This window comes from Streptomyces sp. NPDC002057, from assembly GCF_040296665.1.
Taxonomy (GTDB): domain Bacteria; phylum Actinomycetota; class Actinomycetes; order Streptomycetales; family Streptomycetaceae; genus Streptomyces.
Genome location: NZ_JBEOXR010000057.1, coordinates 26,542 through 50,931 on the forward strand (window position 1 = coordinate 26,542; position 24,390 = coordinate 50,931).

Sequence of the window (24,390 nt, forward strand, 5' to 3'; positions counted from 1 at the left end):
GGATGAACGCTGTATGTCGCGCTCCGCAGGCCGCTGGTTCGCGGGGCGCGGCTGTGCTTTCGTGAGCGTGTGACCGCTTCCGCGCCTTTCCTGCTCACCCTCCGCGCGTGTGCTCTCGCGTCCGCCGCCGCCACGTGGTGTCCCGCTGCGCGCTGAGCCACCCCCGGCCGACACCTCGGCCCGGTCCTTCGGGACCACCCGTTCGCTGCCCCGCCCCGCGCACGGCGCGAAGCCGTGCGCGCACCCGCACAAGGAGCACCGTCATGAGCCAGCCCATCGACGCCGTCGCCGCCGGTCACACTCCCGAGGACGAGCCTGCCGGGCCCGACACCTCGGCCTGGTCCTTCGAGACCAAGCAGATCCACGCGGGTGCGACGCCCGACCCGGTGACCGGGGCGCGGGCGACGCCGATCTACCAGACGACGTCCTTCGTGTTCCGGGACACGCAGCACGCCGCCGATCTCTTCTCGCTGGCCGAGCCCGGCAACATCTACACCCGTATCCACAACCCCACCCAGGACGTCTTCGAGCAGCGGATCGCCGCGCTGGAGGGCGGTGTCGCGGCGGTCGCGCTGTCCTCCGGGCAGGCGGCCGAGACCCTGGCGATCCTCACGCTGGCGGGGTCCGGGGACCACCTCGTGGCCAGTACGTCGCTGTACGGGGGCACGTACAACCTGTTCCGGCACACGTTGCCCAGGTTCGGCGTCGAGGTCTCCTTCGTGGACGACCCCGACGATGCCGAGGCGTGGCGGGCGGCGATCCGGCCGAACACCAAGGCGCTGTTCGCCGAGACGCTGGGCAACCCGCGCGGGAACGTACTCGACGTGCGGGCGGTCGCCGACGTGGCCCACGCGGCGGGGGTCCCGCTGATCGTGGACAACACCGTCCCCACGCCCTATCTGCTCCGCCCCCTGGAGCACGGCGCAGACATCGTCGTCCACTCGGCGACGAAGTTCCTCGGCGGGCACGGCACGGTGGTCGCGGGTGTCGTGGTGGACGGCGGCACCTTCGACTTCGGGGCGCACCCCGACCGCTTCCCCGACTTCACCGAACCCGACCCCAGCTACCACGGCCTCCGGTACTGGCCGGCGCTCGGCCCGGGCGCCTTCGCGATCAAGCTGCGTGTCCAGCTGTTGCGGGACCTCGGCCCCGCGCTCTCTCCGCACTCCTCCTTCCTGCTGCTGCAGGGCGTGGAGACGCTGAGTCTGCGCATCGAGCGGCACTCGGCGAACGCGCAGGCCCTGGCCGAGTGGCTGGAGCAGCGCGACGAGGTCTCCGCCGTGCACTACCCGGGGCTGCCGTCCAACCGTTGGTACGAGGCGGGGCAGCGTTACCTGCCGCGCGGGGCGGGAGCGGTCCTCTCCTTCGAGCTGCGGGACGGCGTCGAGGCGGGCAAGCGGTTCGTGGACGCTGTCGAGCTGTTCAGCCATCTGGCCAACATCGGGGATGTCCGCAGTCTGATCATTCACCCGGCCTCCACCACCCACAGCCAGCTGGACGAGGCGCAGTCGGCGGCGACCGGCGCCTCGCCCGGTCTGGTGCGCCTGTCGGTCGGACTGGAGAACCTCGCAGACCTCAAGGCGGATCTTGAGGCGGGCTTCCGGGCTGCCAAGGGTGCGTCCGAGGGCGAGTCGTCCGAGGGTGCGTCCACGGACGAGTCGTCCGAGGGCGTGTCCTGAGCATCGTCATGCCGCCGTCCGAGGTTCCTCTGCCGCCGGCCTCCGGGGCCTGGCGGGAGGGGGACCCGGCCGGATGGCGCCGGTGGTACACCCGCGAGACGCCGCTGGGACTTGAGGCCGGGGGCGAACTGGCTGGCGTGCGACTGGCGTTCGAGACCTGGGGGACGCTCGCGCCGGACCGTGCCAACGCGGTGCTGGTACTGCACGCTCTCACCGGCGACAGTCACGCCGCCGGTCCGGCCGGCCCCGGGCACCCCACTCCCGGTTGGTGGGAGGGACTCATCGGGCCGGGGCGCGCACTGGACACGGACCGCCTGTTCGTCGTGGCGCCCAACGTGCTGGGCGGCTGTCAGGGCAGTACCGGACCGTCCTCGCGCCGGGCGGACGGCCGCCGCTGGGGCGGTGACTTCCCCTTCCTGACACCGCGCGACCAGGTCGCGGCCGAGGTGGGCCTCGCCGACGCGCTCGGCGTGGCCCGCTGGGCGCTGGTGATCGGCGGATCGATGGGCGGGATGCGGGCGCTGGAGTGGGCCGTGACCCACCCGGAGCGTACCGACGCGCTGTTGCTGCTCGCCACGACGGCCGCGGCGAGCGCCGAGCAGATCGCCTGGGCATCGGTCCAGCTGCAGGCGATCCGCGCCGACCCCGACTGGCGGGGCGGTCACTACCACGACACAGGACGGGGCCCGCACGGCGGACTGAGTCTCGCCCGCCGCCTGGCCCACGTCACCTACCGCAGCGAGTACGAACTGGCCGCCCGCTTCGGCCGTACCGCCCAGGGCACGGAGGATCCCTGGCTCGGCGGCCGCTACCAGGTCGAGTCCTACCTCGACCACCACGCGGCCAAGCTGGCCCGACGCTTCGACGCGGGCAGCTACGTCGTGCTGACCGAGGCCATGAACGGTCATGATGTCGGCCGGGGACGGGGTGGCATCCGGGCGGCGCTGAGCCGGGTGACCGCACGGACTCTTGTGGCCGGGATCGACTCCGACCGCCTCTACCCGCCGGCTCAGCAGGCGGAGCTGGCGGCGGGCATCCCTGGTGCGGACCGGCCGCGTGTCCTCGGGTCGCCGTACGGCCACGACGGGTTCCTCATCGAGGTGGAGCAGGTGGCTGAGTTGGTGGCCGAGCTTCTGCGCTGAGGCGTAAGGGGGAATCCGAGCCGGTGGCCGGCCCGGGCCCGGCTCAGGGCAGAGGCTCAGGGCAGGCCCTCAGGGCCGAGCCTCAGGGACAGAGGGACTCCCCCATGGCGCGGTTCGCGGGATCGGCGGCGATGAGTCGGTAGCCCTGTTCCACAGCCTCCTTGTCGACCGTTCTCACGTGGCGGAAGTGCATCGTGCCGAGCGTACGGATGTCCTGCTCGGTCAGGCGGCCGCGCATGCCGTCCCACGGGCACGGGTCCGCGCTGATCCGGAACACGCGAGGCCTGCCCGAGCCGTCCTCGATGAACTGGCTGAACTGCTTGCCGCCCGCGACGTAGTTGACGGCCACCTTGAAGACGTACGCGGCTCTGACCGTGCTGAAGTTCAATGCGAGCCTCTCCGACTCCCCTTGCTTCACGGTGATCCTCCGGGAGGTGAAGAAGGGCTCGCCGACAGGGCCCGCGTCCGTGGCGCCAGGAGGGATTCTGGCGACGGGTGAGGTGTCGTCCATGTCGAAGTCCATCGCGCGTACGACTCCGCCGCCCTGGCTCGGGAAGTAGAAGGCGGCGCCGAGCGGGATCGGTTCCTTGACGGTGCCGACAGGGCGGACCTTGGTGATCTCGACGTTGCCGTCAAGGCCGTCGACCACCAGGTTGACCAGTGCCCCGGCCAGCAGGTAGCCCCGGGTCTCGACATGCCGGTTCATTGCCGCGGGCATCGGGGCCGCGGGGATGGCGCTCATCTCCAGGACATCCGTGAGGCCGGCGAGATCACTCTCGGCGAACGTCACCGCCATGGACTCGTCCAGACCGCTGACCGTCGCCGTCATCCGCAACCGCGTCCCGCGTGGCAGCCCGCCGACCGTGCTGTCCGCCGCACCGGCCAGGCCGTCCGGGGCGCTCGGGGGGCCGGCGGTCGCCGAGGGCGGAGGCTGCTTCGGGTTGCCTGCGCCTCGCCCACCGGGCAGGTCGAAGGCCGTGAACAGCACGCCCACGGCGAGAAGGGGCACCGCCCAGGTCGCCACCGCCCTCACCCGGAGGCGAGCTCCCTCGTCCGGCGTCCCGGTCGGAGGGTCGGCCGACACAGGCTGGGGATGCGGCACGGCGAGGCCGTGCTCCGTCAGGATCCTCTGGAGCGCCGGGTCGCCGACGAAGGCGTGCACGGGCACGGCGTGCAGCCGCCGGTGGCCGTGGCGGGTGTCGTCGGTCACCAGCACGCCGACCAGCAGCTCCTGGCAGAACACGGCTGCCCCGGACGCCCCACCCCACGGCAGCGCATCCTCCTTCGTGGGAGGGCTCGGTGCGGCCGCCTGGTCCAGGACGTACAGGTCGTGGTCTCTGCCACCCCCGGCCAGCGGGGGCAGGCTGCCTCGCAGCTGCTCGACGATCCGACGGCCACCCTCGCCGCGCGCGTGCCGGGGAAACGCCATGCCGTTGTATTCCAGGGCCTGTTTGCCGCTGGGCCGGCCCCAGGCCACGGTCCCGGCCGCTTCCACCTCCTGATCCAGCTCCAGGACGGCCACGTCGGGGTCGGCCTGTCCGACCCAGCGCACCGTGGCCCCACACCGCGTCACCGGCCCGTACTGGTCACCCGGATGCCCCACCCGGACCTCGATCCGCTCCCAGGCCCTGTCCCCTGCCGGGTCGATCACGACGTGCCGGGCGGTGAGCACCAGTCTCGGGGCGATCAGGTACCCGGTGCCGACCATGCGGGAACGCCGGGCGTCCCCCGCCTGGACGTCCGCCAGTCGTCGCGGGTCCACTTCAGTCCTCTCCCCAGGAGCCGTTCTCCCGGTGGCCGATCTCGACCCGTGACCCCGCGGTGGCGCGATCCTTCACGTTCAACTTCAGCGTCAGTTTGTGGGTGCGGGCCTGGGAGGCCATCCCGCTCCCGCCCAGGGTCGCCACCCCGAACGAGAGCCGGCCCTCTCCCCGGCCCTCGGCGCGCACCTCGAGAAGCAGCTCCAGCTGCGCTTCGTCGATCTCGAAGGCGAACTGCTGCCCCGCACCGGCGTCCTGCGCGGCGTACAACTCCTGGCGGAGCTCCTCGATAGCCGCCGCCAACCCCATCTCGGTCACCCTGGCACCCCACCTCCGGAGCCCGGCTCCAGCAGCGGGCCCCACCGGGCATCAGTCTGCCCAACGCCTCCTGGTCTGCGCAGGAGAATCGGCCTGCGCACGGGCCGGCGCCCGGCCCGTCAGAGGGAAACCGCCCGGGGGTGACCGGCGGCACGAACAGCTGTCGTCCGGCGTTTCATGGCGCCGTGTTCCCTCTCGGCGGGAGAGCCTCGGCCGATGCTGGTCGGGGCACGGTTCGAAGACGGGCGCGACGCCGCGGCAGTCCAGGCCCTCGCCCGGTCGGTCCGGCTGGCCGTGCCGGTGCGAGACGCGGCCGAGCCCAGGGCCCTCGGAGCCCGTTGGGTGACCGAGGAGCCGCGCGGGAAGCGGTCCGCCGATCGGCGCGGGACCATCGCGCGCGTCGGCCCTCGCCTCTGCCTTGTGGTGGCTGCGGCCCTGCTGATCGTCGCCCTTCTCGGTGCCTACGAGTGGTACGGAGCGCTGGTCGGCCGGCCGGCCGGGTCCCTCGCGGTGCCGCCGCGTCACGGTGTTCGCGCGGGCTGGATGATGGTCACGGAGGCGTGGGGGCTGCGTACGCGCAGCCTCCTGTTCCGTTCTGGCCGCCGGCCGTCATGTGGTCGACGCGACACCTTCGTGCCGGCCACCCTGCGGCCTGGAGAGGAGAACCCGACGTCTCGGCGGGTCGATTTCCGCGACGACGACCGCGATCTCCTCTCCGACCTCGAAGTCTTCCAGCGGACTCGCCGCAGGCCGGCCGGGGGCTTCCCTGAAGGGAACCAGCCCGGCAATCCCGTCCCCGAGGTCGACGAGGATGCCGAAGGAAAGCACCTTCTCCAGCGTCCCGCGGAGTTCCTGGCCCACCGCTGTCCGGTCGGCGAAAGCCTGGAGGGGGTCGGGCTCCAGTGCCTTCAAGGACAGTCTGGCCTCCGCGTTGTAGGTGTCGAACTGGAGGAACTCGCACGAGACACGCTGCCCCACCTGAACGACATCGGTGGGAGCGTCGATGTGCCGCCAGGACAGTTCAGGGATGACGATGAACCCGACACCGGGGAAGAGGGGATGGGCAGGGCCGTCGTCCAGGGCCACGAAGACCCCGAACCGTTCGATCGCCGCGACGGTGCCGGACAGTATGTCGCCGTCGTTCAGGGACTCCAGGAACGCCCAGAGTTCCGGGCTCTCAGACTGCCAATCCATACCGACACCCTGGCACACGACATCGCGGGCCGACCATGCCTCGACGACCTTCAGCCCTCGCTGTGCCTCAGCCGGGACCCTGATCGGTCGGACACGTCCTGGCCGGAGACGCTCGGCAGCCGGCCGGGGGCTCTCGCCAATCCGCGCGCCATGTCGACCACGGCGCGTCCGTCGGTCGCCCCGATGACGTCACCCCAAGGCAGGTTGGTGGCGGCACCGAGGATCCGGCTGCCGGACCCCGCAGGCCGGGGTCGGTCGGCTAGCTGTGCGCGAGCGCGTCGAACCAGCGCACGATCTGCGGCCCCGCCAGCTTGAAGGAGCCGTTGTGGTCGGCCTTCCCGTGGTCGATGACGCGGGCCCGCACACCGTTACGGGCCAGATCGGCCGCGCAGTTGACGGAATTGGCGATCGGCACGTCGGTGTCGCCGGCTGCGGTGTGCAGCCGTACGGGAACTCCGGGCTTCCAGTCGCACGTCCCGTCCTGTGCCTTGAGCGCGGCCAGCAGTCCGCCGTCCGGGTGGCGCAACCGCTCGTAGAAGCCGTCGGTCAGCAGTTCCTTCACCGAGCCCGGCAGCTTCGTGACGATGTCCTCCTCGGTGTGCCGGGTGTCGAAGAGCTGCTCCACGTACCCCGCGTACGGCTGCCTGAAGGCATCGGCCGGATCGGCGTAGACGGGGTGGAGCCGGTTCTGCGCCGTCAGGAAGTACGACATGTAGAAGACGCCGCTGATGTCGTTGACACGACCGTCGAGGAGAGCGGGGACCTCGGCGCCCCGCAGGTCGTAGGGTCCGGCGACCGGCGCGAGCGCCCGCAACCGGAAGTGCCGGTCCGCTCCCCGGGCCAGCTCGCGGCCCAGCGCCATGGCGACCTGGCCGCCCTGCGAGAACCCGGTTCCGTACACATCTCCGGTGAGTGGTCTGCCGAGCGCGCGCGAGGCGGTGCGGGAGGCCCGCAGCATGTCGAGCGAGGCGGAGACGGCCGAGGTCGTGTCCATGTACGGATGGAGGCCGGGGCCCTTGCCCAGTCCGAGGTAGTCCGGGGCGGCGACGGCACGCCCCGCGGCGGCGTGCAGATAGGGCGCGAAGAGGCCGAAGTCCGTGGCGACGGACGGCGCGTAGTCGCGGTGGACCATCGTGCCGTGGGTGTCCGCCACCAGGTCGAGCCGACGCTCGCCGCCCCTGGGGAGCACCAGCAGGCCGGTCGCGGTGGTCGGTTCGCCTCCAGGCGTCACGGTCCGGTAGGTCAGCCGGTAGGCGCGTACCCCGTGGCGCACGGTCGCCGGGTCGATGTCGGCGCCCTTGAGGAACGCGGCCACTTCGCTCCGGCTCAGGTCGGCGACGGGAGTGACACCGAGGAGGGCTCCGCGCCCGGCGCTCTGCCGCACCGGGTGGGGTCCGGACGCGGCGACCGCCGGAGCGGCGGTCAGGGCGGTGAGGACGACGGCGGTAGCGGCGGCCAGGCAGCGGCGTACTCGCCTGCGCTGCGTGGACGGCCGGGAGCGGGTGCTGGTCGTGGTGTGGGTCATGACGAAGACGCTACGGAGATGCTGATCACCGGGACATCCGACGGCCCCCCGGCCCGGGGTGTGGTCAGCCCCACCCCGGAACCGGAGACTCCCCTCGGACCATGAGGGGGAGAACCTCGCGGTGACGGGTGAGCGAAGGCGTGTCGCGCGAAGGGCTGCGGCGCGGGCTCGGTCGTCGGCGAAAGGCCGCGGCATGGGCTCGGTCGTCGACGAAAGGCCGCGGCACGGGCTCGGTCGTCGACGAAAGGCCGCGGCACGGGCTCGGTCGTCGACGAGAGACGGGTGGAACTCGTACGGAACAAGGCGTCGCGGGCGTGGCCTGCTTGACCGGCCGGGTCGTCGGCTGCAGAGTCGGGGTGCGGTCGCGCGGCGATGTCTGATGCTCCTGCCGGCCGGTTTCTTGTCCACGAGAGGTGGACAGCCCCGAGACCCAGGAGTGGCTGATCCGGTGGTTCTCGACCTGGTCGTGATCGGTTTGGCCATCACCTTGGGGCCATTGCACAACAGCGCCTTCATCCTGCTGCTCTCCTCGCGGCGCGGTGTTCGTCAGGGGTTGGCGTTCCTGTTGTCGTGGCTGGCCAACCTGGTGGTGGTCATCGCTCTCGTCGTACTGCTGACGGGTGGCCAGCCCCTGGCCAGCCACAGCGCTCCCTCGACCGCGGCGATCGCGGTGAAGCTCGCCCTCGGTGTGGCGCTGGTGCTGTACGGCACGTACCGGCATCGCCGCCCGCCCCGCCCGCACGGGCCGCCCCGATGGACCGCACGCATCGACAACGCCTCCGCCGTCACCGCGGCCGGTCTCGCGTGGATCCTGCAGCCCTGGGGACTGGTCGGGGCCGGTGCCGCGACCGCCGTCGACGCGGATCTCTCCACCCTCTCCGACTGGCTCGCACTGGCCGGCTACTGCCTGCTGGCCACGCTCAGCCTCATCGTGATGGAAATGTACGTCGTCCGGTCGCCCGCGGTCGCGAACGCCCGTTTGAACGCTCTGCGGGACTGGCTGGGGCGGCATCAGGAGCAGCTGATCGTCGCACTCTCCCTGCTGGTCGGCCTGTGGCTGACGGCCCGGAGCATCTACGAGCTCGTCGCCTGACACCACGGGGACGACCCGGCGGCGGCCTGCCACGAGGCGCGCCGGGGCGGCGGCGGTACGGCGCCCGGCGCGGCGGGGCGACCAGTGGCCTTGGCCTGGAGCGTGGCCTGCTTCCTGTTCACCTTGATGTGGCCGGGGCGGAGGCGCTGGTGACTCCACCCCGCCACGACACCGCTCGTCGCAGGGTCGAGCGGGAGCGTCGGGAGAGCGAGCCCGGCACCGGCAGCGAGGCTGATCCTGCCCGATACCGGTCGCATGCCGCCGGCGAACCGCTTCCATACCTCGCGGTTCTAGCGTCTCGCACAGCCGTTGTGGCCGCCCGCTACCACCCTGCGAGGAGATTCCGTGCTCGAAGGATTCGGCGAAGCGCTCGCGGACCGGGAGTACTATCTGCCGCTCCCCAGCGTGGCCGACCCCGGACCGCGCTTCGCTCCCCACGACGTGCCGCCGGGCACGCGCGGCACCGCCCAGGGCATCTGGACGGTCTGGGGCAGTCCGGGGACAAAGCTCGCCGAGCAGGGCTGGAAGATCCATGTGTCGGCGCGGCTGGACCGGGCGCAGCACGTGCTCGACACGGTCGCCGGGATCTGCTTCTCCGAAGGCGTGCCCTTCAAGCACCTGAGCGCCCGGTTCTTCTTCCTGTTCCTCCATCACAAACACTCCGGGCGGGCCCAGGCGGGCAAGTTCTGCGCCGTCTACCCGCCGGACACGGAGACCGCTCGCCGGCTGCTGGAGCGCCTGCGGGACGCGCTCGACGGGGAGGAAGGGCCGTACGTCCTCACCGACCGGCGCTTCCGCGACTCGCGGACGGTCCACTACCGCTACGGCTCCTTCGGTGCCCTCAGCCGGTTGCGCGCCGACGGTACCCGGGAGGGGCTGGTCCGCGACGGATCCGGCCGCGAGGTCCTGGACCTGCGGCTGCCCGTCTGGCACCTGCCCGCAGGGATCGCGGACCCCTTCGTCGAGCAGGAGGAGGAGCCGCACGTGGGCCCGATCCTGATCCGGGACTACGAGGTGACCCGTGCGGTACGCCTGAGCAACGCCGGCGGCAGCTACCAGGCCCGGGACCGGCAGACCGGCCGCACCGTGTTCATCAAGGAGGCGCGCGCCCACAACGGTCTGGTCTTCGACGGGACCGACGCGCAGCAGCGGTTGCGGCACGAGTACGGCGTGCTGCGCGAGCTGCACGCGGCCGACCCCGGGGTGGGCCCGGAGCCGCTGGACCACTTCACGGAGTGGGAGCACGACTTCCTCGTCACCGAGTACATCGCCGGGCAGCCTCTGGTGGGCTGGCTGAGCCGGTCTTCCCCACTGGCCCGCGCCGACCGCACGGCCGAGTCCGTCGCCGCGTACTACGAGGCGTGCCGGCACCTGCTGAGCGGCCTGGACGCCTCGTTGGAGCGGCTGCACGTGGCCGGCTACCGGTTCGGGGACCTCAGCCTGGACAATGTCATGGTCACATCTTCGGGCGAGGTCCGGCTGGTGGATTTCGAGGCGGCCTCGGCCCTGTCGGCGGCGCCCTCCGGGATGGGCACCCCTGGGTTCACACCGCCGCCCCGCCTGCTCCGGTCCGACTCCGATCCTCTGCTGCGGGACCGGTACGGCATGTCGGCGGTCGCGTTCGCCTTCCTGGCGCCGCTCAACGAGATCGCCGAACACGCGCCCGCCAACCTCGCACTGCTGCGCCGCGACCTGGCGGACGTGGCTCCGCCGCAGGACCTGTGGCAGCGGGCCACCGCCTTCCACCTGACGGAGGGCTTGTCGGAGGACCTGACGGAGGGCTTGACGGAGGGCTTGGCGGAGGAGCAGGCGCAGGACCAGTCGCAGGACCAGGGCGGTCCCGGCCACCTACGTCCCGGCCACCTGCCCTCCCCCACCGAACTGGACACCGATCCGCGCGGCTGCCTCACCCGGCTGGCCGAGGAGGTGGCCGCCGGGCTGCTGGAGATGGCTGACGCCGACCGGCCGGAGTGGGCCTTCCCGCCCTCGCCCGAGGCGCTCCGGACCAACAACGTGTGCCTGGCGTACGGCACGGCCGGAGTGGTGCACGCCCTGCACCGCGCCGGGGCTGAAGTGCCGGAGGAGATCCGCGAACGGCTGCGCCGCGACATGCTCGCGCAGCGCGACGCACTGCCCCCCGGACTGCTCGTCGGCTCGGCCGGCATCGCCCAGGTACTGGCCGGCATCGGCCTGCTGGACGAGGCCGACGACCTGCTCCGGGACGCCGACGACCACCCGCTCACCGCCTCCTGCGGCACCCTGGCCGGCGGGCGGGCCGGAGTCGGCCTGGCCTGGCTCGCCCTCCACCGGCTGACCGGCGAGAGCCGCCACCTGGAACGTGCCGCCGCCGCAGGGGACCGCCTGCTACGCACCCCCGACCTACCGGCCACCCTCGGCGAGCACGACGCCCGCGGCCTGCTGCACGGCCGCTCGGGGCCCGCTCTCTTCCTCCACCGCCTGGCCCGCGACACCGGCGAGGGCCACTACCTGGACGCTGGCCGCGCACTGCTCCACCAAGAGCTGGACCGGACCTTCCCGCTGGAAGACGGTTCCCTGTCCATCTCCGACAACACCCGGCTCACCCGTGCCATGCCGTACCTGGCCACGGGCGCGGCGGGCGTCGCGGCCGTACTCACCCGCTACGTGGCCACCGCGCCGGACGAACGCTGCGCTGCGGCGCTGCCGAGACTGGTGGCCGGTATCCGGGTCTCCTGCGCAACAAAGGAGGCCGGCCTGTACCGGGGGCTGGCCGGACTGACCTGGTTCCTGACCGAGCACGCCGAGCTCACCGGAGCGGACGCCGCCCGCGGGGACGCCGTGCGCGCCGCGACCGGCTTGCTGAAGTACGCCGTCCCGTACCGGCGCGGTGTCCGTTTCCTCGGAGCGGGTTCGCAGCGGTTCACCGCCGACCTGTCCAGTGGCGGAGCCGGTGTCCTACTGGTCCTCCACCGCCTGTTGACCGGACCGCTCCTGACGGAGTCCCACCGCGCACGTCCCCGGATCCCCGCAGCCCACTGACGGCACCGAGCGGGCCCTCATGAACGCCTCGGCACGGCGGCAGGCAGCTCCGTGCCGAGGTAGGCAGTGACCAACCGACAAGCCCCCGAGAACAAGGTGGTGAGCACCCATGAGCCAGATCCTCGCGCTCCAGGCCCTGGATCCCGAGCCGGAGACCTACTCCCTTCCTCCCTGCTTCAGCGTCGCCTGGAGCATCAGCGACATCTTCCCCGAACCGATGTAGCCGGTCGGCATCCGGGGAGGGCCGGGATCGGTGGCCGCGCCACCGGTCCCGGCCCGGGTCGTTCGTCGATCTTGGTGGTTCACCGGCGCGGGTCGTGCGTCGGCCGCGGGTCGATCGCCGACTCGGGGTTCGGGGTTTGGGGTTTGGGTCCGGGGTTCGACGTTCGACGTTCGGGGGACGCCGACCCTGGTGGACTCCCGGCTAGCCGTCGCCCCTCGAACGACCCCGCGCCCGTGCCCGTAGGCTCGTCACCGACGACGACGGGAGACGTGCATGTGGAAGCGGGCCCTCGACCGGGCTGGGGTCAGGGAACCACGGCTACGGCAGGACTACACGGAACAACGACGGGCGGTACGGAGGTTCGCACCGGCCGAGTACGCGGCCGCGCGCCTGCTGCTTCCCGCCACCCTGCTGCCGCACGTCATGGCCGCCGTCGCGTTCATGCACGACACCGACGGCCGAATCGACCGCGGGGCCCCGGAGGAACGAACCGCCGCGCTGGCGCAGTGGGACGGGCTCGTGCAGAAGGCCTTCGTCGAAGGTGACTCCGCTCTGCCCGGGCTGCGTTGCCTGGTACGCACCGCCGAGCTGCACCCGGAGGTGCGTGTTCATGTGGACGCGTTCCTGCGAGGCTGCGAGCGCGAGGTCGCGTGGCAGACCATCGCCGACGACGAGGAACTAGAGCAGTACGTACGCGCGTACTCCCTCCCCGCGCTCATGCTCACGGCCTGCCTCCTGGCGCCTGCGGACGCGCCGGCGCGTCTGGTGTTCACGGACGGCTGCCACCGGCTCATCCGCGCGATGCAGCGCTTCGACTTCCTGGAGGACCTGTCCGAGGACGTGCGCGCGGGCCGGACGGGTGTACCGGCCGATGCGGTGGCCCGCCACGGTGCTGATCTCTCCCGGCCCGGCGCCGGGCTGGGCCGGCTCGTCGCGGAGCAGGCGGACCGGGCCGCCACCGACCTGGCTGCGGCCGCATCCCTCCCGAACGTGGTGAACCCGTCGTACCGGCCCTTCCTGCGGGCCCTCATCGGCGTCCAGCACCTCCGCCTCGACGCGGTCCGCCGCGCCGGAGCGTCCCTGGCCACCCGGACCTCCGGTCCCCCGGCGCCCGCGGCCGCCCTCCTGCTGCTGCGCGAGACGGGCGCCCGAGCCCGGCAGGGGCTGCGGAGTAGCAAGAAGCCAGGGGACTAAAGCCTGTTGAACGGGCAGTGGGATCGGCTTGAACCGCTGCTGCCGCGGGGCATCAAGCCGGGCCCTCCGCAGGTGTGGACACGGCGGCGTCTGATGGACGGCATACGGTGGCGGACTCGCACTGGTGCGCCGTGGCGCGAAGTTCCCGAAAGGTACGGGCCGTGGGATCGGGTCTACAACCTCTTCCGGCGCTGGCAGAGGGACGGCACGTGGGCGCGAATCCTCACCCACCTTCAGGCAGGGGCGTTCGCGAGGGCTTGATCACCTGGGAGGTCAACGGGACTCCGCCGTCTGCCGGGCCCACCAGCACGCCGCCGGGGCGGCGAAAAACGGGATCTCCAAGAAGGAACCGCCCGGCGGCACCTTCGTCGAGCCGCCGGACCACGCGCTCGGACGGTCCCGGGGCGACCTGACCAGCAAGATCCACCTCGCGGTGGAGCACAGGCCGAAGCCCTTGTCGTTCGTGATCACAGTCGGCCGGCGGGGTGACTCACCACAGTCCGAGCCAGTCCTGGAGGCGATCCGGGTGCCCCGGCTCAGGCTGGGCAGGCCGCGCAAACGCCCGGACCGGGTGCGGGCCGACAAGGCATACGACTCCCGCAGCAACCGCGCTTACCTGCGTAGACGTGGGATCAAGGCCACCATTCCGGTGCCGGCCGGACCGGGTCCGCAATCGGCTGGGGCGTGGCGGCCTCGGCGGACGACCGCCGAAGTTCGACAGGGACGACTGCAAGTAGCGGCACGCGGTCGAGTGCGGGATCAACCGACTCAGGCGCCACCGGGCCGTCGCCAGCGGTTCCCGTGAACTGCTCGATGAGACGCCCCGGATGCCAGAGCAGATCCAGGAACGTCAGCGTTCCTGCGGCCCGCCGCACTCTTCTTCCCACCATTGCGCCCTGCATCAGGGTCGTACCCAGGATAGCGACGGGGGTGTTCGGGATCGCCTCCTCAGTCACTTTCGCAACAGGCCCAAAGCTTGTCGTTTAACCTCTGCTGCTGTTGCGAGGGGCTGCGGTCACGCGATGTCGGCGGGTACTGGTATCTGTCATGTGGTGACCAGTGAAGACAGCGCCCCAGATCCCCGGTGGTTCAACATCGTTCTCGGCCCTGAGAACGGTCCTTACGCGTGTCCCTGCTGCGGCTGCCTAACTCTGGAGGCCCGTGGCGCTCACGAGATATGCACGGTGTGCTACTGGGAGGACGACGGCCAGGACGAGCACGATGACGACGTTGTCCGAGGAGGCCCAAACGGATCGCTCAGCCTTGTTCAGGCACAACGCAACTTCGAAGAGACAGGTGCGTGCGATCCAAGGTGGGTCAAGTACGTCCGGGCTCCGTTTCCCGAAGAGCAGTAACACGGCTGCTCAGCCTGCGGCTCGTCTGGGCTTGGTGCCGACCTTGTGGTGCGCGGGCCGGGTGTAGGACTCGGCTGTGGCGGAGTCTCGACGCTTGGGTCGAGTCCAGCCAAGGGACTGCTTGAACAGGCGAAGCATGTGCTCGATGTCGAAGTGTCGCAGGAAGGACTGCCAGCAGCGGTCGACGTCCGCCTTGGTGGCGCCGGTGCCCGACCAACACAGCCATACCGGCCTGTTGACCCCGCCGCTGGGAAGCCTCTCCACGGCCAGGCGGATGACAGTGCTCGATGAGGGGCAGCGGTCCGCCATGGTCGAGCCAGGCGGCTCGGCGGGTCAGCCGTGGGTGCAGCCGGTCCCACGCTTGAGCCGTCTCATTCCCGTAGAGCCGGGTGTCCGTGGTCGTTACGGCCTTCCGTCCTCGGCAGCGGCACCCCGACAAGGGCCCGACGCAGCCGGACGACATCCATCCGGCCTTGATTGAGTCCGCCGTACAGAGCCCCGTGACCACGACGATACTCAGGCGCGAGCGCGAGATCGACCAGCGTCCTCACGGGTCCGTCCGTGCACAACAGCGCGTCGCACATCTCGAACAAGGCGTCGCCCCGCGCGGTCAGACACGCGTACAACTCCGACCGGAAGCGTGACGCTTCCGCGAGCGCATCCCGCAGGGCGCCCTGATGCACGAATCCCACGACCACGCCCTTCGCGCTGGTCCACTCTGTGACGGAGAACAGAATCAGACGAAGGCCACCGCCCCCGCTGAACTGCAAAAGCACCGATCAAGTTCCAGCCCCGCTCGACACCAGACCGTAAATGACAAGCTAAGCCGTGTATCGGAAGTGCTCGTGATGTGGTGGGCAGTGGGTGACCCCTCGCACGTTGCCTGTCATCTACCTGGAGAAACGACGTCTTGCAGTGATTGCGGCATTGGGTAGGTGCGTTCCACAGGAAACAGTCGATGAGCCTTGGTGGCGTGCCCGGTTTGGATCAGTGTCGAGGCCTTGCGTACCTGCGGGGTGAGGTCCGTGAGACTGACGATCCAGTCGTCGGTGAATGTGCGGATCAAGTGGCGGCTGATGCCGACCTGGATGCTGTAGTGGTTCAGTGCCGCTCCGCGCGGCGAGCGCTCCGGGTCCCACTGGACATGTACGGCTGCCTGGGCCAGCGCCGCCGGGTCGGCGGTCGTGAGCACGGCCTGGGACAGGACGTCCTCCCAGCCCTCCCGAGTGATCCGCACCGCCAGAACACGTTCCTGGCCCGGCTTTTGGGCCCAGTTACTGCGGTGCATCAGCCACATGAACGACGGCTTGATCCACGTCATTCGGTGGAACGAGAACGGCGCAACGAAGCGGCCTGCCCGCAGTGCCGCGTCAGCGATGGCAGGCGCGTACGCCTGGTAGACCACGATCGTGCGAGCGTCGTAGTCAGCACGAATCTGATACGGGGGCGTCATGCGCCGCACCCTGCCATCCGGTCCGCCGGCCCGGCGAGCCGATTTTGCCTTACCGCCCCCGATGGCCGGTTCGAATGTGCTGCTCAGAACCACTCGTTGATGGCCGCTACGAGGACGGTCGCCTCGTATCGGACGGCAAGCTTGTCGTAGCGCGTGGCGACGGCCCGGTGTCTCTTGAGGCGGTTGATGGCGCACTCGACCGCGTGACGAGTCTTGTCGTCCTGCGGGTCGAACTTCGGTGGGCGGCCGCCTCGGGAGCCGCGGTTCTTGCGGTTGCGCGCCTGGTCGGCCTCGTCCGGGATGGTGCAGCGGGTCCCGTGGCGGCGCAGGTGCCGCCCGGTGGCTCCTTCTGCAAGTTGCCCTGCTTGCGGGCCCCGGCCGCGTGCTGATGGGCGCGGCACACGGTGGCGGCGACGCCAAAGTCCCACGCGATCGCGGCTTCCGCGTCGGCCAGGGACTGGAGGTGGGTGAGGATCCGCTGCCAGGTGCTGTTCCTCTGTCAGTGAGATTCCCCAACCCATGAACCGTGATCGTTCACAACCCAAGATTCCCTTCCAGTAAACGCCCGCCCTAGGAGCTGTGGCGATCCTGGATCACGGGCGTGGTCGGCGGTCGCCCGCATAGACGGCCTCTTGTCAGACATCACTGTTACGTTGACGCGAGGATCTTGCTTCGACGTCTGGATAGGGCGCATGTACGACGAACGGCTCGCTGACTTCTCCCGCGAGCGACTGGACGGCCGTCCGGTACCCGACGATCTGCGTATTCTGCTGGTGGCGCAGTGGGAAGGCCGCACGGACTTCACCGACCTTCTCGTCCTCGAATTCTTCGAGGCGGGAGAGGTCCACCCGCTCCTGGACACCAGCTACCTGAGCGAAACGGAGCTCGCGGACCCCGAGATGCAGGCCATCAACGCCGCAGCCGCCGAGATGGCCACGTACGTCAAGCTCGTGGCGAAGGGCGGAAAGGGGTGGATCGGCTACTGGCTGCACCCCGACGAGCCCACGGACCGGGCCTGGCATCTCACGGAGCTGGACACCGAGTTCACCTTCTGGCGTCCGGTCGGCCTCACCCTGGCCGAGGGGGCCGCCGCCGAGCGGGCCGGCTACCAGGATGAGCCCGACGAGCGGATCGCGTTCACACAACTGGCCGCTGAGCTGGCTGAGCTGGGGCTGCCCCTCAGCACCCACGACTACGACGCCCTTGATGACACCGAGTACAGGGTGGCCCCGGAGGAACTCATGGAGGAGCTGATCGAAGCCGAACGCGAGAAGCGCGGTCTTCGCTGAGCGGGGAGACGCCCACGCCCCGGGGCTCCCACTCCGAGCGCCCTTCCTCTTCCGGCTTGCCGCCTCGTCCGCCATGAACCCGCCAGGCTCGGCGTACTCGCCTGGCAGGCCGAAGATGTCCTCTGCGGTGCTCCGAACCAGCCGGTGACGTCACCGTCACAGGGACGGTTGCTGTCACCGGGACGGTTGCTGTCACCGGGACGGTTGCTGTCGAACATGCGGGAAATCCCGCCGGATACCCGTAGCTTCTCCTGCACCTCCGCCCCTCGTCCTACCGGGCAGGCCAAGCCGGCGTTTCCTCGTTGTTCGTCAGCGAGGCAGGGACTCCTGGACCCGTCGGCGTCCAGCCGGCCGGCCGAGGCTTGTCCGGTGGGTCGGATCAGAGCTGTTCGGCAACTCCCTGGGTGGGTATCCCGGCGGCCCGCAGCAACCGAAACGCGGCGACCCGCTGGTGGCGCGGCCGGCCTTCGGCCAGGAGTCCGCGCAGCGGCTCCTGCGGTACACGGTCGGCCCATGGCAGCAGCGCAACAGTCGCCTGGCGGACGACCGCCGCCGACTGATCGTCCAGGAGCGGTCGTACGTCATCGACTCGTACGGCGTCCAGCGCCCGCAGCCCTGCCACCGCGCAGGCACGCACGCCGGGTACGGGGTGGGTGAGGAGCGTCCGGATCAGGTCGACGTCCTCACGCACACCGCACTCGCCGAGGCCCACAACGGCGGCTGGCCGGGCAGCGGGGGCGGCGCACAGCGCGCGGTACAGCGGCACCGGGTTGGTACCGCCCTGACGCAGCACCCACCGGGCGCACGCCCGGACCACGGCTGACCGGTCGGTGAGGTACGGCTCCGCGTCGGCGTGCCGCCCGACACGGCGCAGCGCGGTCACCCCTGCCGACCTGACTCGGGGCTGCCTGGAGCCGAGGAGCGGCACCACGACCTCGGCGAACCCGTCGCAGGCGCCCTCGCCGAGGGCGGCCACTGCCGCTTCGGCGCACACATCCTGCACGACGACGTCGCGGTGGCGGGCGGCGGTCTGAGCGAGCCGTGTCGTGGAGAGCAATCTCCGTTCGACGACGATGCGGTGTGCCAGGCGGGCCGTGGCCCGGTCGCCGCTGTCGAGCAGCGCCCCGACCTGTGCGGCAGGGCCCGTGCGCAGCGCCGCGGTCAGCAGCTCCTGGGCGAAGTCGCCTCGGGAACGACGGCCGACCCGCAGGATCAGTGCCGTGTGCTCGACCAGCTGGTGCGAGGGCGAGCCGGCCATGAGCCGACGGGCACGTTCACGTACCGGCCCCACCCAGTCCGCGCAGCGGATGACGACCAGCGCGAGCAGCGCGGGGCGCTCCTCTGAGTGTTCCAGCGCGGCCTCACGAATCCGGCCGTCTGGGTGGCAGAGAGCGAGGGCGAGTTCGGCGTCATCGGGATTCTGGGACCAAGTGACGTTCGGCGGTGACGCGTCCTGCTCCCGGTTGAGCCGCCGCCCGGATCTCGACGCGTTCGAGTGGAACTGCTCCGGCCGCTGCCAGGCCAGTTCACGCGCCCCGAAGTCAAGGCCGATCCAGGACTCCGGGTCCGTCACATCGAGCGCCAGGTCCAGAGCAACTCCGGCAGCCAGTCGCCTCACGACCTCGTACGCCTCGTACGCCTTGTACGCCTTGCTCGACTCGTCTTCGCTGGTCAGCATGGGTGCAGCCTAAGGGCTGTCCTGCTAACTGCTGCTTGCCACAAGACGTTGAGCCGTTCCCCGTGCTGGGTTCCAATGAGTGCTGGGACGTTGTCAGCGGGTGAGGGCACACTGACTGCATGATCGCCTCTTCATCCAGCGCAGACGATGTATTCCTCCCCTCACCTGTATGGGTGGAGTCGATGGGCGGCCCTTTGGTCGTCGTCCCCGTCTCCGCCCTGGCCTCCTGGGGTGGGTGCACGGAGAGTGGTCTTACGGCGGGAGACCCCACCGCTCCAGACGACTACGACCGGGCCTGCGCAGTGGACGATCTGGCCGGTGTGATACCCATCGACAAGAACGGTGCCCAGGCACTTGTACTGGCGGACGAGCCGGCGACCAGTTGCTACCTGCCCCAGCACCGAGCGTTCCTGCGGTGGCTCGCCGCCGAAACCGAGGCCGGACTGATCGCTGCGGCGGACGCTGTCCTCGCGGACCCGGCCACCGTGTGGGAGGAGTGCGGAATCTGGGACTCGGACGGTCCGGCGGTGCTCATGGACTCCGCCGAAGCGGGTTCCGACCTGGGCATCGAATATCCCGACGGCGGGATGCCCGCCCAGGCATCGGTCCCGGTGCCCGCCGGCCACTGGAGGGTCCGCGCCACGCAGACCTGGGTGGGCGAAGAGACTTGGGTCGGCCTGGTCCAGCTCCTGCCCGCCGAATCCTGAACGGGGAGCGCTTCGGTCAGGTGTGGTCAGTCGCGGCGCGCTAGCGCAGACCTGCGGGTTGCTGCCGACCGCGCCCGGTCTGTCCGTCCATCCGTATGTACGGGCGAACGGACGCCAGCTGCGCAGGCGGGCTCTCAGACCGGGGCGATCCCGCCGATCGTCAGCTCCACCTCGTCTCCCGTGCGGACGAACTCCCGGACCAGCCAGACACGGCCCTCGATCGGCGTGCCCGCCCCGGTCGTGTAGGCCGGAACGGACAGCACCGCGTCGGCCGGGCCGTCGGTGCGAACCTCAGCGTCGGTGACGACCGCGTCCGAGAAGCGCAGGAGCACCTCGACCGGCTGGGGCCTGGCCACGAACGCTTGGGGGTCGGGCAATCCCTGGAGGCGGCAGCGGGCGCCGGGGAAGAGGTGGGTGTGGCTGCACACGGCCAGGAAGGCCTCGGGCTCCGTGGGCCCGAGGGCGGAGGGCTGGGGCATGAGAGGGCTCCGGTGTACGCGGTGGTGGTCGGGCCCTTCGCAGTCTGACGGCGCCACCGCACACCCCGGACCGCGTCCCGGCCGAGCTGCCCCCGCCGTCACCCGGTCGGGGGTGGACCGCACGCGGGGGGGGGGCTGGGGCCGATGCGGCAGCGATGCGGATCGCGGCCGCAGGGCTGAGGGGAAGGCATTGGCCATCCCGGGTGCTAGTCAGGTGCTGCCCGGGGTGGGAGCCTCGGCTGCGGTGGAGTAGTGGGCGGCGAGGCCGGTGGTGGCCGAGTCGAGTTCGGGGCGCAGGACCAGGTTCTCGTCGTAGTCTCCACCGTTCTGGCGGCGGAAGGGCAGCGGCCGGGTGTGAGGAAGGTCCTTGAGACGTCGGCGCAGGGCGTCCGCGTGGGCTGCGTAAGCGGTGGCGTCCATGCGGTCGGCTCCATGGACCAGCAGGGGCGGTACGACGTCGATGCCGGCGTACCAGAGAGTGCCGTGCTGCAAGGGGAAGAGCAGATCGCTGAGGGAGCCGTTGATACCGCGTTCCCCCAAGCTGGCCTCGCGGGCGCCCGCGCTGACGACGACCATGGCCCGCTTGCCCGCGAGCGCGCCTTCGCCGTACCGCAGTTGGCGGCCCTGGTCGTCGTGGAGACCGAAGGCGAAGCCGCGGACGAAGACGCGGTCGAACCAGCCCTTGAGAATCGCAGGCATCCCGTACCACCACAGCGGGAACTGCACGATCAGGGTGTCGGCCCAGGCGAGCTTGTCGTGTTCGGCGATGATGTCCGGCGCCAGGGTTCCCCGGCGGACGGCTTCCTCGGCCGCGCTGCCGACGACCAGCCGCTCCGCGCCCTCGCCGGGGGTGGGGCGGGAGAAGTCCTCGGCCGTGACGACCGGGTTCCAGCCCATCGCGTACAGGTCGGACGTGCGCACCTCGTGGCCCTGCTCCTGGAGGAAGCGGAGGCCCTCGTGGTGCAGGGAGCCGTTGAGGGAACGGGGTTCAGGGTGGGCGGTGAGCCAGAGGACTTGCACGGGGCTTCCTTTCGGGCGGGGCACGATCGCTGCGCGCGTACCCGGACCGCCATGAGACAACCGGGTGTGGACGGTTACCTCCACCGGTCATGGGGGTGCCCCTCGCGCTTCAGGCAGTCACCTGGTGGGAGATGGCCGCGCGCAGTCCCCCCGGGCGCCCGCCGCGAAGTTCCTCTGCGCGTGCGGCGAAGGCGTCACGCACTTGCTTGTTCAGCGTGCTGAACTGCGATGCGGAGAGCGTCGGGAGGATGGAGTGGTCGTAGGCACCCGACGCCATCGCCGAGCCCCAGGCGAAGGAGGTGACGTGCCCTTGCCGGCGCTGCGGAACTGGGACTTGGTCGCTCCTCGTCGAGGTCGGTCGCCGTCCGATGTCGGTCCGTGGCGAATGGCGACTCCAAGGGGCGCCGATTCGTGAAGATCCGTGACGGCTCGACGCGGCCTGATGTCGGCGCGCGTGGCCCGGTCTCTGCCGTGGCGGGCGGAAGCCCCTGATGTACCGGTGCGGCCACTTGAGTCGTTGGGGCGTGGCCGAAGACCATCACAGTCAAGGACGTGCAGGCAGGTGGGGCCGGTCGCGCTTCGCCCGAGTGACTTGTCCCGCTGCGAGTGCGCGGGGATCATGACCACGTGCGACACCGAGTGGAACTCCACGAGCTGCTCCCCCATGCCGGACTCACGGTCGTCGAGGACATGCCCCCGGGCAACCTGCTGCCACCGGAGGCCGGCTGGCGGATCGCCCGGGGAATCGCGGCGCCGGACGGCGCGGTGTGCGGAAAGCTCGACGGCGCGTGGTGGCGCCGCCTCGCAGATGCCGACGGCGAATTCCTGGTGGCCGTCCTCGGCCATCGGATCGGCGGTAACGACTCCCTTTGGACTCGGGTCCGCTATGCCGGCAGCGATGTGCCGGGGCTGACCGGCGGCCCCGGGTTCGTGGCGCTCTCCCTGGACGGCCAGGTGCTGCTGGCGGAGGTGCCCGGCACGGACGGCCTTCGGGTGACGGCCCTCGACAGACTGCCGGAGCGGCTGCAGGAGGCAGCCTCCGCCGCCGGACGCGAGACGGAGGCCGAGCGTGCCGAGGTGTGGGCGGCGGTGCCCGGCCGGCCGGCATGGCCTTTGCACTGGGCGGAGGGGATCGGGTTCAATCCGGCCGCGCCGGACGAGCTGCTGATCCGGTTGCTGGATGTGGAGGTGGGCTTCCTGCACGGCTGCGACCGGCCCACCGTGCTCGACGCCGCCGTCGCACATCCCGATCCGCAGGTCCGCTCGCGACCGGCCGACACCTTCCGGCCCAAGCTCACATCCGCTCAGTGGATACGTCTGGTCCGCGCCGAACCGTCGCCGAGCAGACGCGTGCTCTGGGCCGAGCGCGCGTGCGCCTGGGGTGTCGAACTCCCCGAGGACCTGTACGACATCCTCCTCGCCGGCCCGTCCCGCGCTCAGGCCGCGGAACTCCCGGGAGTCCCCGCACACCACCTCCGCGGCTTCGCGTCCGACGCCGATCCCCGGGTGCGGGCGACTGCTTGCGCCCGGTGGGAAGACCTCGCCGCGCCGCTTCGGGCGCGGCTGCTGGCCGACACCGACGAAGCGGTGCATACGGCGGCGCTCCTCGCCCACCACACCACCGTCCCCATGCCTCGCGAGGTCTTCACACCGCTGCCCGCGCCCCGGCGCGCGCTCGAGCAGTGCCGTCTCTCGCCCGAGCTGGAGGCGGAGGTGGTCCGGGACGGGGATACGGAGGTACGCCGAGCGCTGGCCGTCAACCCGTGGCTCAGTGCGCACAGCGTCGCCGTCCTTGCGGAGGACGCCTGCGGCGACATCCGCTCCCTGGTGGCGCTGCGGCCCGATCTCGACGAGGAGCGGCGTGCAGCGGTGCGCCACGACTTCGACCCGCTGCTGCAGTCGCACACTCTGCCCTGGGTCGAGGGCCTTCACGGTGACGCCGACGCGATGCGCCGCCTCTCGGCGTCGTCCCATCCGCTCATCCGCCGGAGCGTGGCCCGCGCACGGCGTCTTCCACCGGACGTCGTGGAGCGTCTGGCGGGGGACGAGGACCGGGCGGTCCGCCTGTTTCTCGCCGAATCCTGCGATGACGCGCCGGCCGAGATGCTGCTGGAGGTCTGGCGCTGGTGGGACGGCAGCTTCTCTCACCCCGACCGCCCTCGCAGCCACCCCCACTTCCCACGTGAGGGCCTGCTGCGCTTCGCAGGCGACCCCGATGGGCGGATGCGCCGCCTGGCCCTGGACGATCCGGAGTCCACGCCTGCCGACGTCGCGCGTCTCGCCCGCGATCCCGCAGCCGAGGTGCGCCACCGCGCGGCCGAGGACCCGCGGCTGTCACCGGCCGACGCGGTGTGGATGTTGAACGACCCAGTGGCCCATGTCCGTCAGGCGGCGATGCGCAATCTGCGACTGCCTGCTCGCGTCCTCGCCGGGCTGCTGCACGACCGCGACACGGCATGCGCGGCGGTCACCAATCCGGCGATCCCGGTCCCCGTCCTGCACCGCATCCTGACCGCGGCCGCGGCAGCCGTTGCAGCCGGACGCTGAACCCCGCCGGGCGCGGCGCGGCGCGGCCAAGGCTGCCTCACCCTGAATTCGGCGCCCTCCGTTCCGGACGGCTGGAGTTGGGCCCAGTTGTGCAGCGGAAGCGGGGCGCTTGACGACGCCTGGGTGTTGCGTGTTGACGGTCTGCCCTAGGGGGCGCCGAGAGTCGCCGACCTCACTGCTGTGGCGAGCGAACTCACTTCAGCCACTCCGCCGTAGAGACAGGATCAGCGGTGACGGCAGTCATCAATCAGCGCAGGGACAGGGTGCCGGGCGCCGCGTACGCGAAGGCCTCGACCAGCCAGTCGAAGACAGTCGGGCCCTCGCCGGCGCGGGCCGCCGCCAGCTCGTGGGCCACCGAGGGTCGATGTGTGGGGTGGCAGCGGCCCCGTCTGATCTCCAGCTGACGGGCTGTCTCCAGGTGGCCGAGCGCCCGGCGGGAGTGGGTGTGGTCGTGCCACTCCACGGTGAAGTCACCGTCGTCCGGTGTGCCGAATCCGCCATGGAGGCAGTCGTTGAACGCGTCGAGGTTCCCCCCGAAGTAGCCACCGGGACCGTTGACCGCTTCGCCTATCGCGCGCCAGAAGTCCTCCAGCGTCTCGATCCGGCTGCCGTCAAGAACGTAGATCCTTGTCACCGAGCGAGGATAGGCGATCCCGCTCGGAGGCTGCTGTCAGCGCGGTACGTGGGGTGCCTTCCCGACGCGGCCATGCAGGCTC

General features: G+C 70.9%; 20 protein-coding genes and 2 pseudogenes. 11 read left to right on the forward strand and 11 right to left on the reverse strand.

The window, feature by feature from the left end; genetic code table 11:
* Positions 1–263: 263 nt before the first annotated feature.
* Positions 264–1,679, forward strand: a complete 1,416-nt coding sequence (locus ABT129_RS31820; protein ID WP_351908533.1) for a bifunctional o-acetylhomoserine/o-acetylserine sulfhydrylase — start codon at positions 264–266, stop codon at positions 1,677–1,679.
* Positions 1,680–1,687: 8 nt separating this feature from the next.
* Positions 1,688–2,821 carry a homoserine O-acetyltransferase MetX gene (metX, locus tag ABT129_RS31825; protein WP_351908535.1) on the forward strand — a complete coding sequence of 378 codons (1,134 nt, stop codon included), beginning with the start codon at positions 1,688–1,690 and terminating at the stop codon, positions 2,819–2,821.
* A gap of 82 nt (positions 2,822–2,903) precedes the next feature.
* Here metX and ABT129_RS31830 read toward each other — a convergent pair whose 3' ends face one another.
* The 4 genes from ABT129_RS31830 to ABT129_RS31845 form a co-directional block, all read right to left on the reverse strand.
* The gene (locus ABT129_RS31830; protein ID WP_351908537.1) at positions 2,904–4,583 is read right to left on the reverse strand and encodes a trypsin-like peptidase domain-containing protein; all 1,680 of its coding nucleotides are present in this window, start codon (positions 4,581–4,583) and stop codon (positions 2,904–2,906) included.
* Position 4,584: 1 nt separating this feature from the next.
* Complete coding sequence (locus tag ABT129_RS31835) at positions 4,585–4,890, reverse strand: trypco2 family protein (protein ID WP_351908582.1); 306 nt, start codon at positions 4,888–4,890, stop codon at positions 4,585–4,587.
* Between the two features lie 618 nt (positions 4,891–5,508).
* Positions 5,509–6,093 carry a S1 RNA-binding domain-containing protein gene (locus tag ABT129_RS31840; RefSeq protein ID WP_351908539.1) on the reverse strand — a complete coding sequence of 195 codons (585 nt, stop codon included), beginning with the start codon at positions 6,091–6,093 and terminating at the stop codon, positions 5,509–5,511.
* 259 nt (positions 6,094–6,352) lie between these two features.
* Positions 6,353–7,618 (reverse strand): alpha/beta hydrolase, encoded by a 1,266-nt coding sequence (locus tag ABT129_RS31845; RefSeq protein ID WP_351908541.1) that lies wholly within the window; start codon positions 7,616–7,618, stop codon positions 6,353–6,355.
* A gap of 448 nt (positions 7,619–8,066) precedes the next feature.
* Here ABT129_RS31845 and ABT129_RS31850 point away from each other — a divergent pair, with 448 nt between their 5' ends.
* From ABT129_RS31850 to ABT129_RS31875, 6 genes are all read left to right on the forward strand, one after another.
* Entirely contained in the window at positions 8,067–8,711 is a 645-nt protein-coding gene (locus ABT129_RS31850; RefSeq protein WP_351908543.1) for a GAP family protein, read from the forward strand.
* Between the two features lie 345 nt (positions 8,712–9,056).
* Positions 9,057–11,729, forward strand: coding sequence for a class III lanthionine synthetase LanKC (gene lanKC, locus ABT129_RS31855; protein WP_351908545.1), 2,673 nt, complete (start codon positions 9,057–9,059; stop codon positions 11,727–11,729).
* Between the two features lie 496 nt (positions 11,730–12,225).
* The gene (locus ABT129_RS31860) at positions 12,226–13,146 is read left to right on the forward strand and encodes a squalene/phytoene synthase family protein (RefSeq protein WP_351908546.1); all 921 of its coding nucleotides are present in this window, start codon (positions 12,226–12,228) and stop codon (positions 13,144–13,146) included.
* Positions 13,147–13,152: 6 nt separating this feature from the next.
* Entirely contained in the window at positions 13,153–13,407 is a 255-nt protein-coding gene (locus ABT129_RS31865; RefSeq protein WP_351908547.1) for a transposase, read from the forward strand.
* 202 nt (positions 13,408–13,609) lie between these two features.
* Positions 13,610–13,951, forward strand: a complete 342-nt coding sequence (locus ABT129_RS31870; protein WP_351908584.1) for a transposase — start codon at positions 13,610–13,612, stop codon at positions 13,949–13,951.
* A 217-nt stretch (positions 13,952–14,168) separates the two neighbouring features.
* A complete protein-coding gene (locus ABT129_RS31875; RefSeq protein ID WP_351908549.1) occupies positions 14,169–14,501 on the forward strand; it encodes a CPCC family cysteine-rich protein in 333 nt (110 codons plus the stop codon).
* Between the two features lie 60 nt (positions 14,502–14,561).
* Here ABT129_RS31875 and ABT129_RS31880 read toward each other — a convergent pair.
* The 3 genes and pseudogenes from ABT129_RS31880 to ABT129_RS31890 all read right to left on the reverse strand — a co-directional run.
* A pseudogene (locus ABT129_RS31880) lies at positions 14,562–15,184 on the reverse strand (transposase); the annotation flags it as partial.
* A 203-nt stretch (positions 15,185–15,387) separates the two neighbouring features.
* A complete protein-coding gene (locus ABT129_RS31885; RefSeq protein ID WP_351908551.1) occupies positions 15,388–15,954 on the reverse strand; it encodes a DUF4291 domain-containing protein in 567 nt (188 codons plus the stop codon).
* An 83-nt stretch (positions 15,955–16,037) separates the two neighbouring features.
* A pseudogene (locus tag ABT129_RS31890) lies at positions 16,038–16,453 on the reverse strand (IS5 family transposase); the annotation flags it as partial.
* A 193-nt stretch (positions 16,454–16,646) separates the two neighbouring features.
* Between ABT129_RS31890 and ABT129_RS31895 the strand changes: the two are divergent.
* Positions 16,647–17,243, forward strand: a complete 597-nt coding sequence (locus ABT129_RS31895) for a hypothetical protein (RefSeq protein ID WP_351908555.1) — start codon at positions 16,647–16,649, stop codon at positions 17,241–17,243.
* 379 nt (positions 17,244–17,622) lie between these two features.
* Here the strand turns inward: ABT129_RS31895 and ABT129_RS31900 are convergent, their stop codons facing one another.
* Positions 17,623–18,921 carry a HEAT repeat domain-containing protein gene (locus ABT129_RS31900; RefSeq protein ID WP_351908556.1) on the reverse strand — a complete coding sequence of 433 codons (1,299 nt, stop codon included), beginning with the start codon at positions 18,919–18,921 and terminating at the stop codon, positions 17,623–17,625.
* Positions 18,922–19,103: 182 nt separating this feature from the next.
* On the opposite strand from ABT129_RS31900, the gene ABT129_RS31905 reads away from it, so the two are divergent.
* Positions 19,104–19,628, forward strand: coding sequence for an Imm21 family immunity protein (locus tag ABT129_RS31905; RefSeq protein WP_351908586.1), 525 nt, complete (start codon positions 19,104–19,106; stop codon positions 19,626–19,628).
* Positions 19,629–19,762: 134 nt separating this feature from the next.
* On the opposite strand, the gene ABT129_RS31910 is transcribed toward ABT129_RS31905, so the two are convergent.
* Together ABT129_RS31910 and ABT129_RS31915 are read right to left on the reverse strand one after the other, a co-directional pair.
* On the reverse strand, positions 19,763–20,107 hold the full coding sequence (locus ABT129_RS31910) for a hypothetical protein (protein ID WP_351908558.1): 345 nt from the start codon (positions 20,105–20,107) through the stop codon (positions 19,763–19,765).
* A 210-nt stretch (positions 20,108–20,317) separates the two neighbouring features.
* Positions 20,318–21,127 (reverse strand): NAD(P)H-dependent oxidoreductase, encoded by an 810-nt coding sequence (locus ABT129_RS31915; RefSeq protein ID WP_351908560.1) that lies wholly within the window; start codon positions 21,125–21,127, stop codon positions 20,318–20,320.
* A 639-nt stretch (positions 21,128–21,766) separates the two neighbouring features.
* On the opposite strand from ABT129_RS31915, the gene ABT129_RS31920 reads away from it, so the two are divergent.
* On the forward strand, positions 21,767–23,674 hold the full coding sequence (locus tag ABT129_RS31920) for a hypothetical protein (protein WP_351908562.1): 1,908 nt from the start codon (positions 21,767–21,769) through the stop codon (positions 23,672–23,674).
* Positions 23,675–23,921: 247 nt separating this feature from the next.
* On the opposite strand, the gene ABT129_RS31925 is transcribed toward ABT129_RS31920, so the two are convergent.
* On the reverse strand, positions 23,922–24,308 hold the full coding sequence (locus ABT129_RS31925; protein ID WP_351908564.1) for a barstar family protein: 387 nt from the start codon (positions 24,306–24,308) through the stop codon (positions 23,922–23,924).
* Positions 24,309–24,390 lie beyond the last annotated feature (82 nt).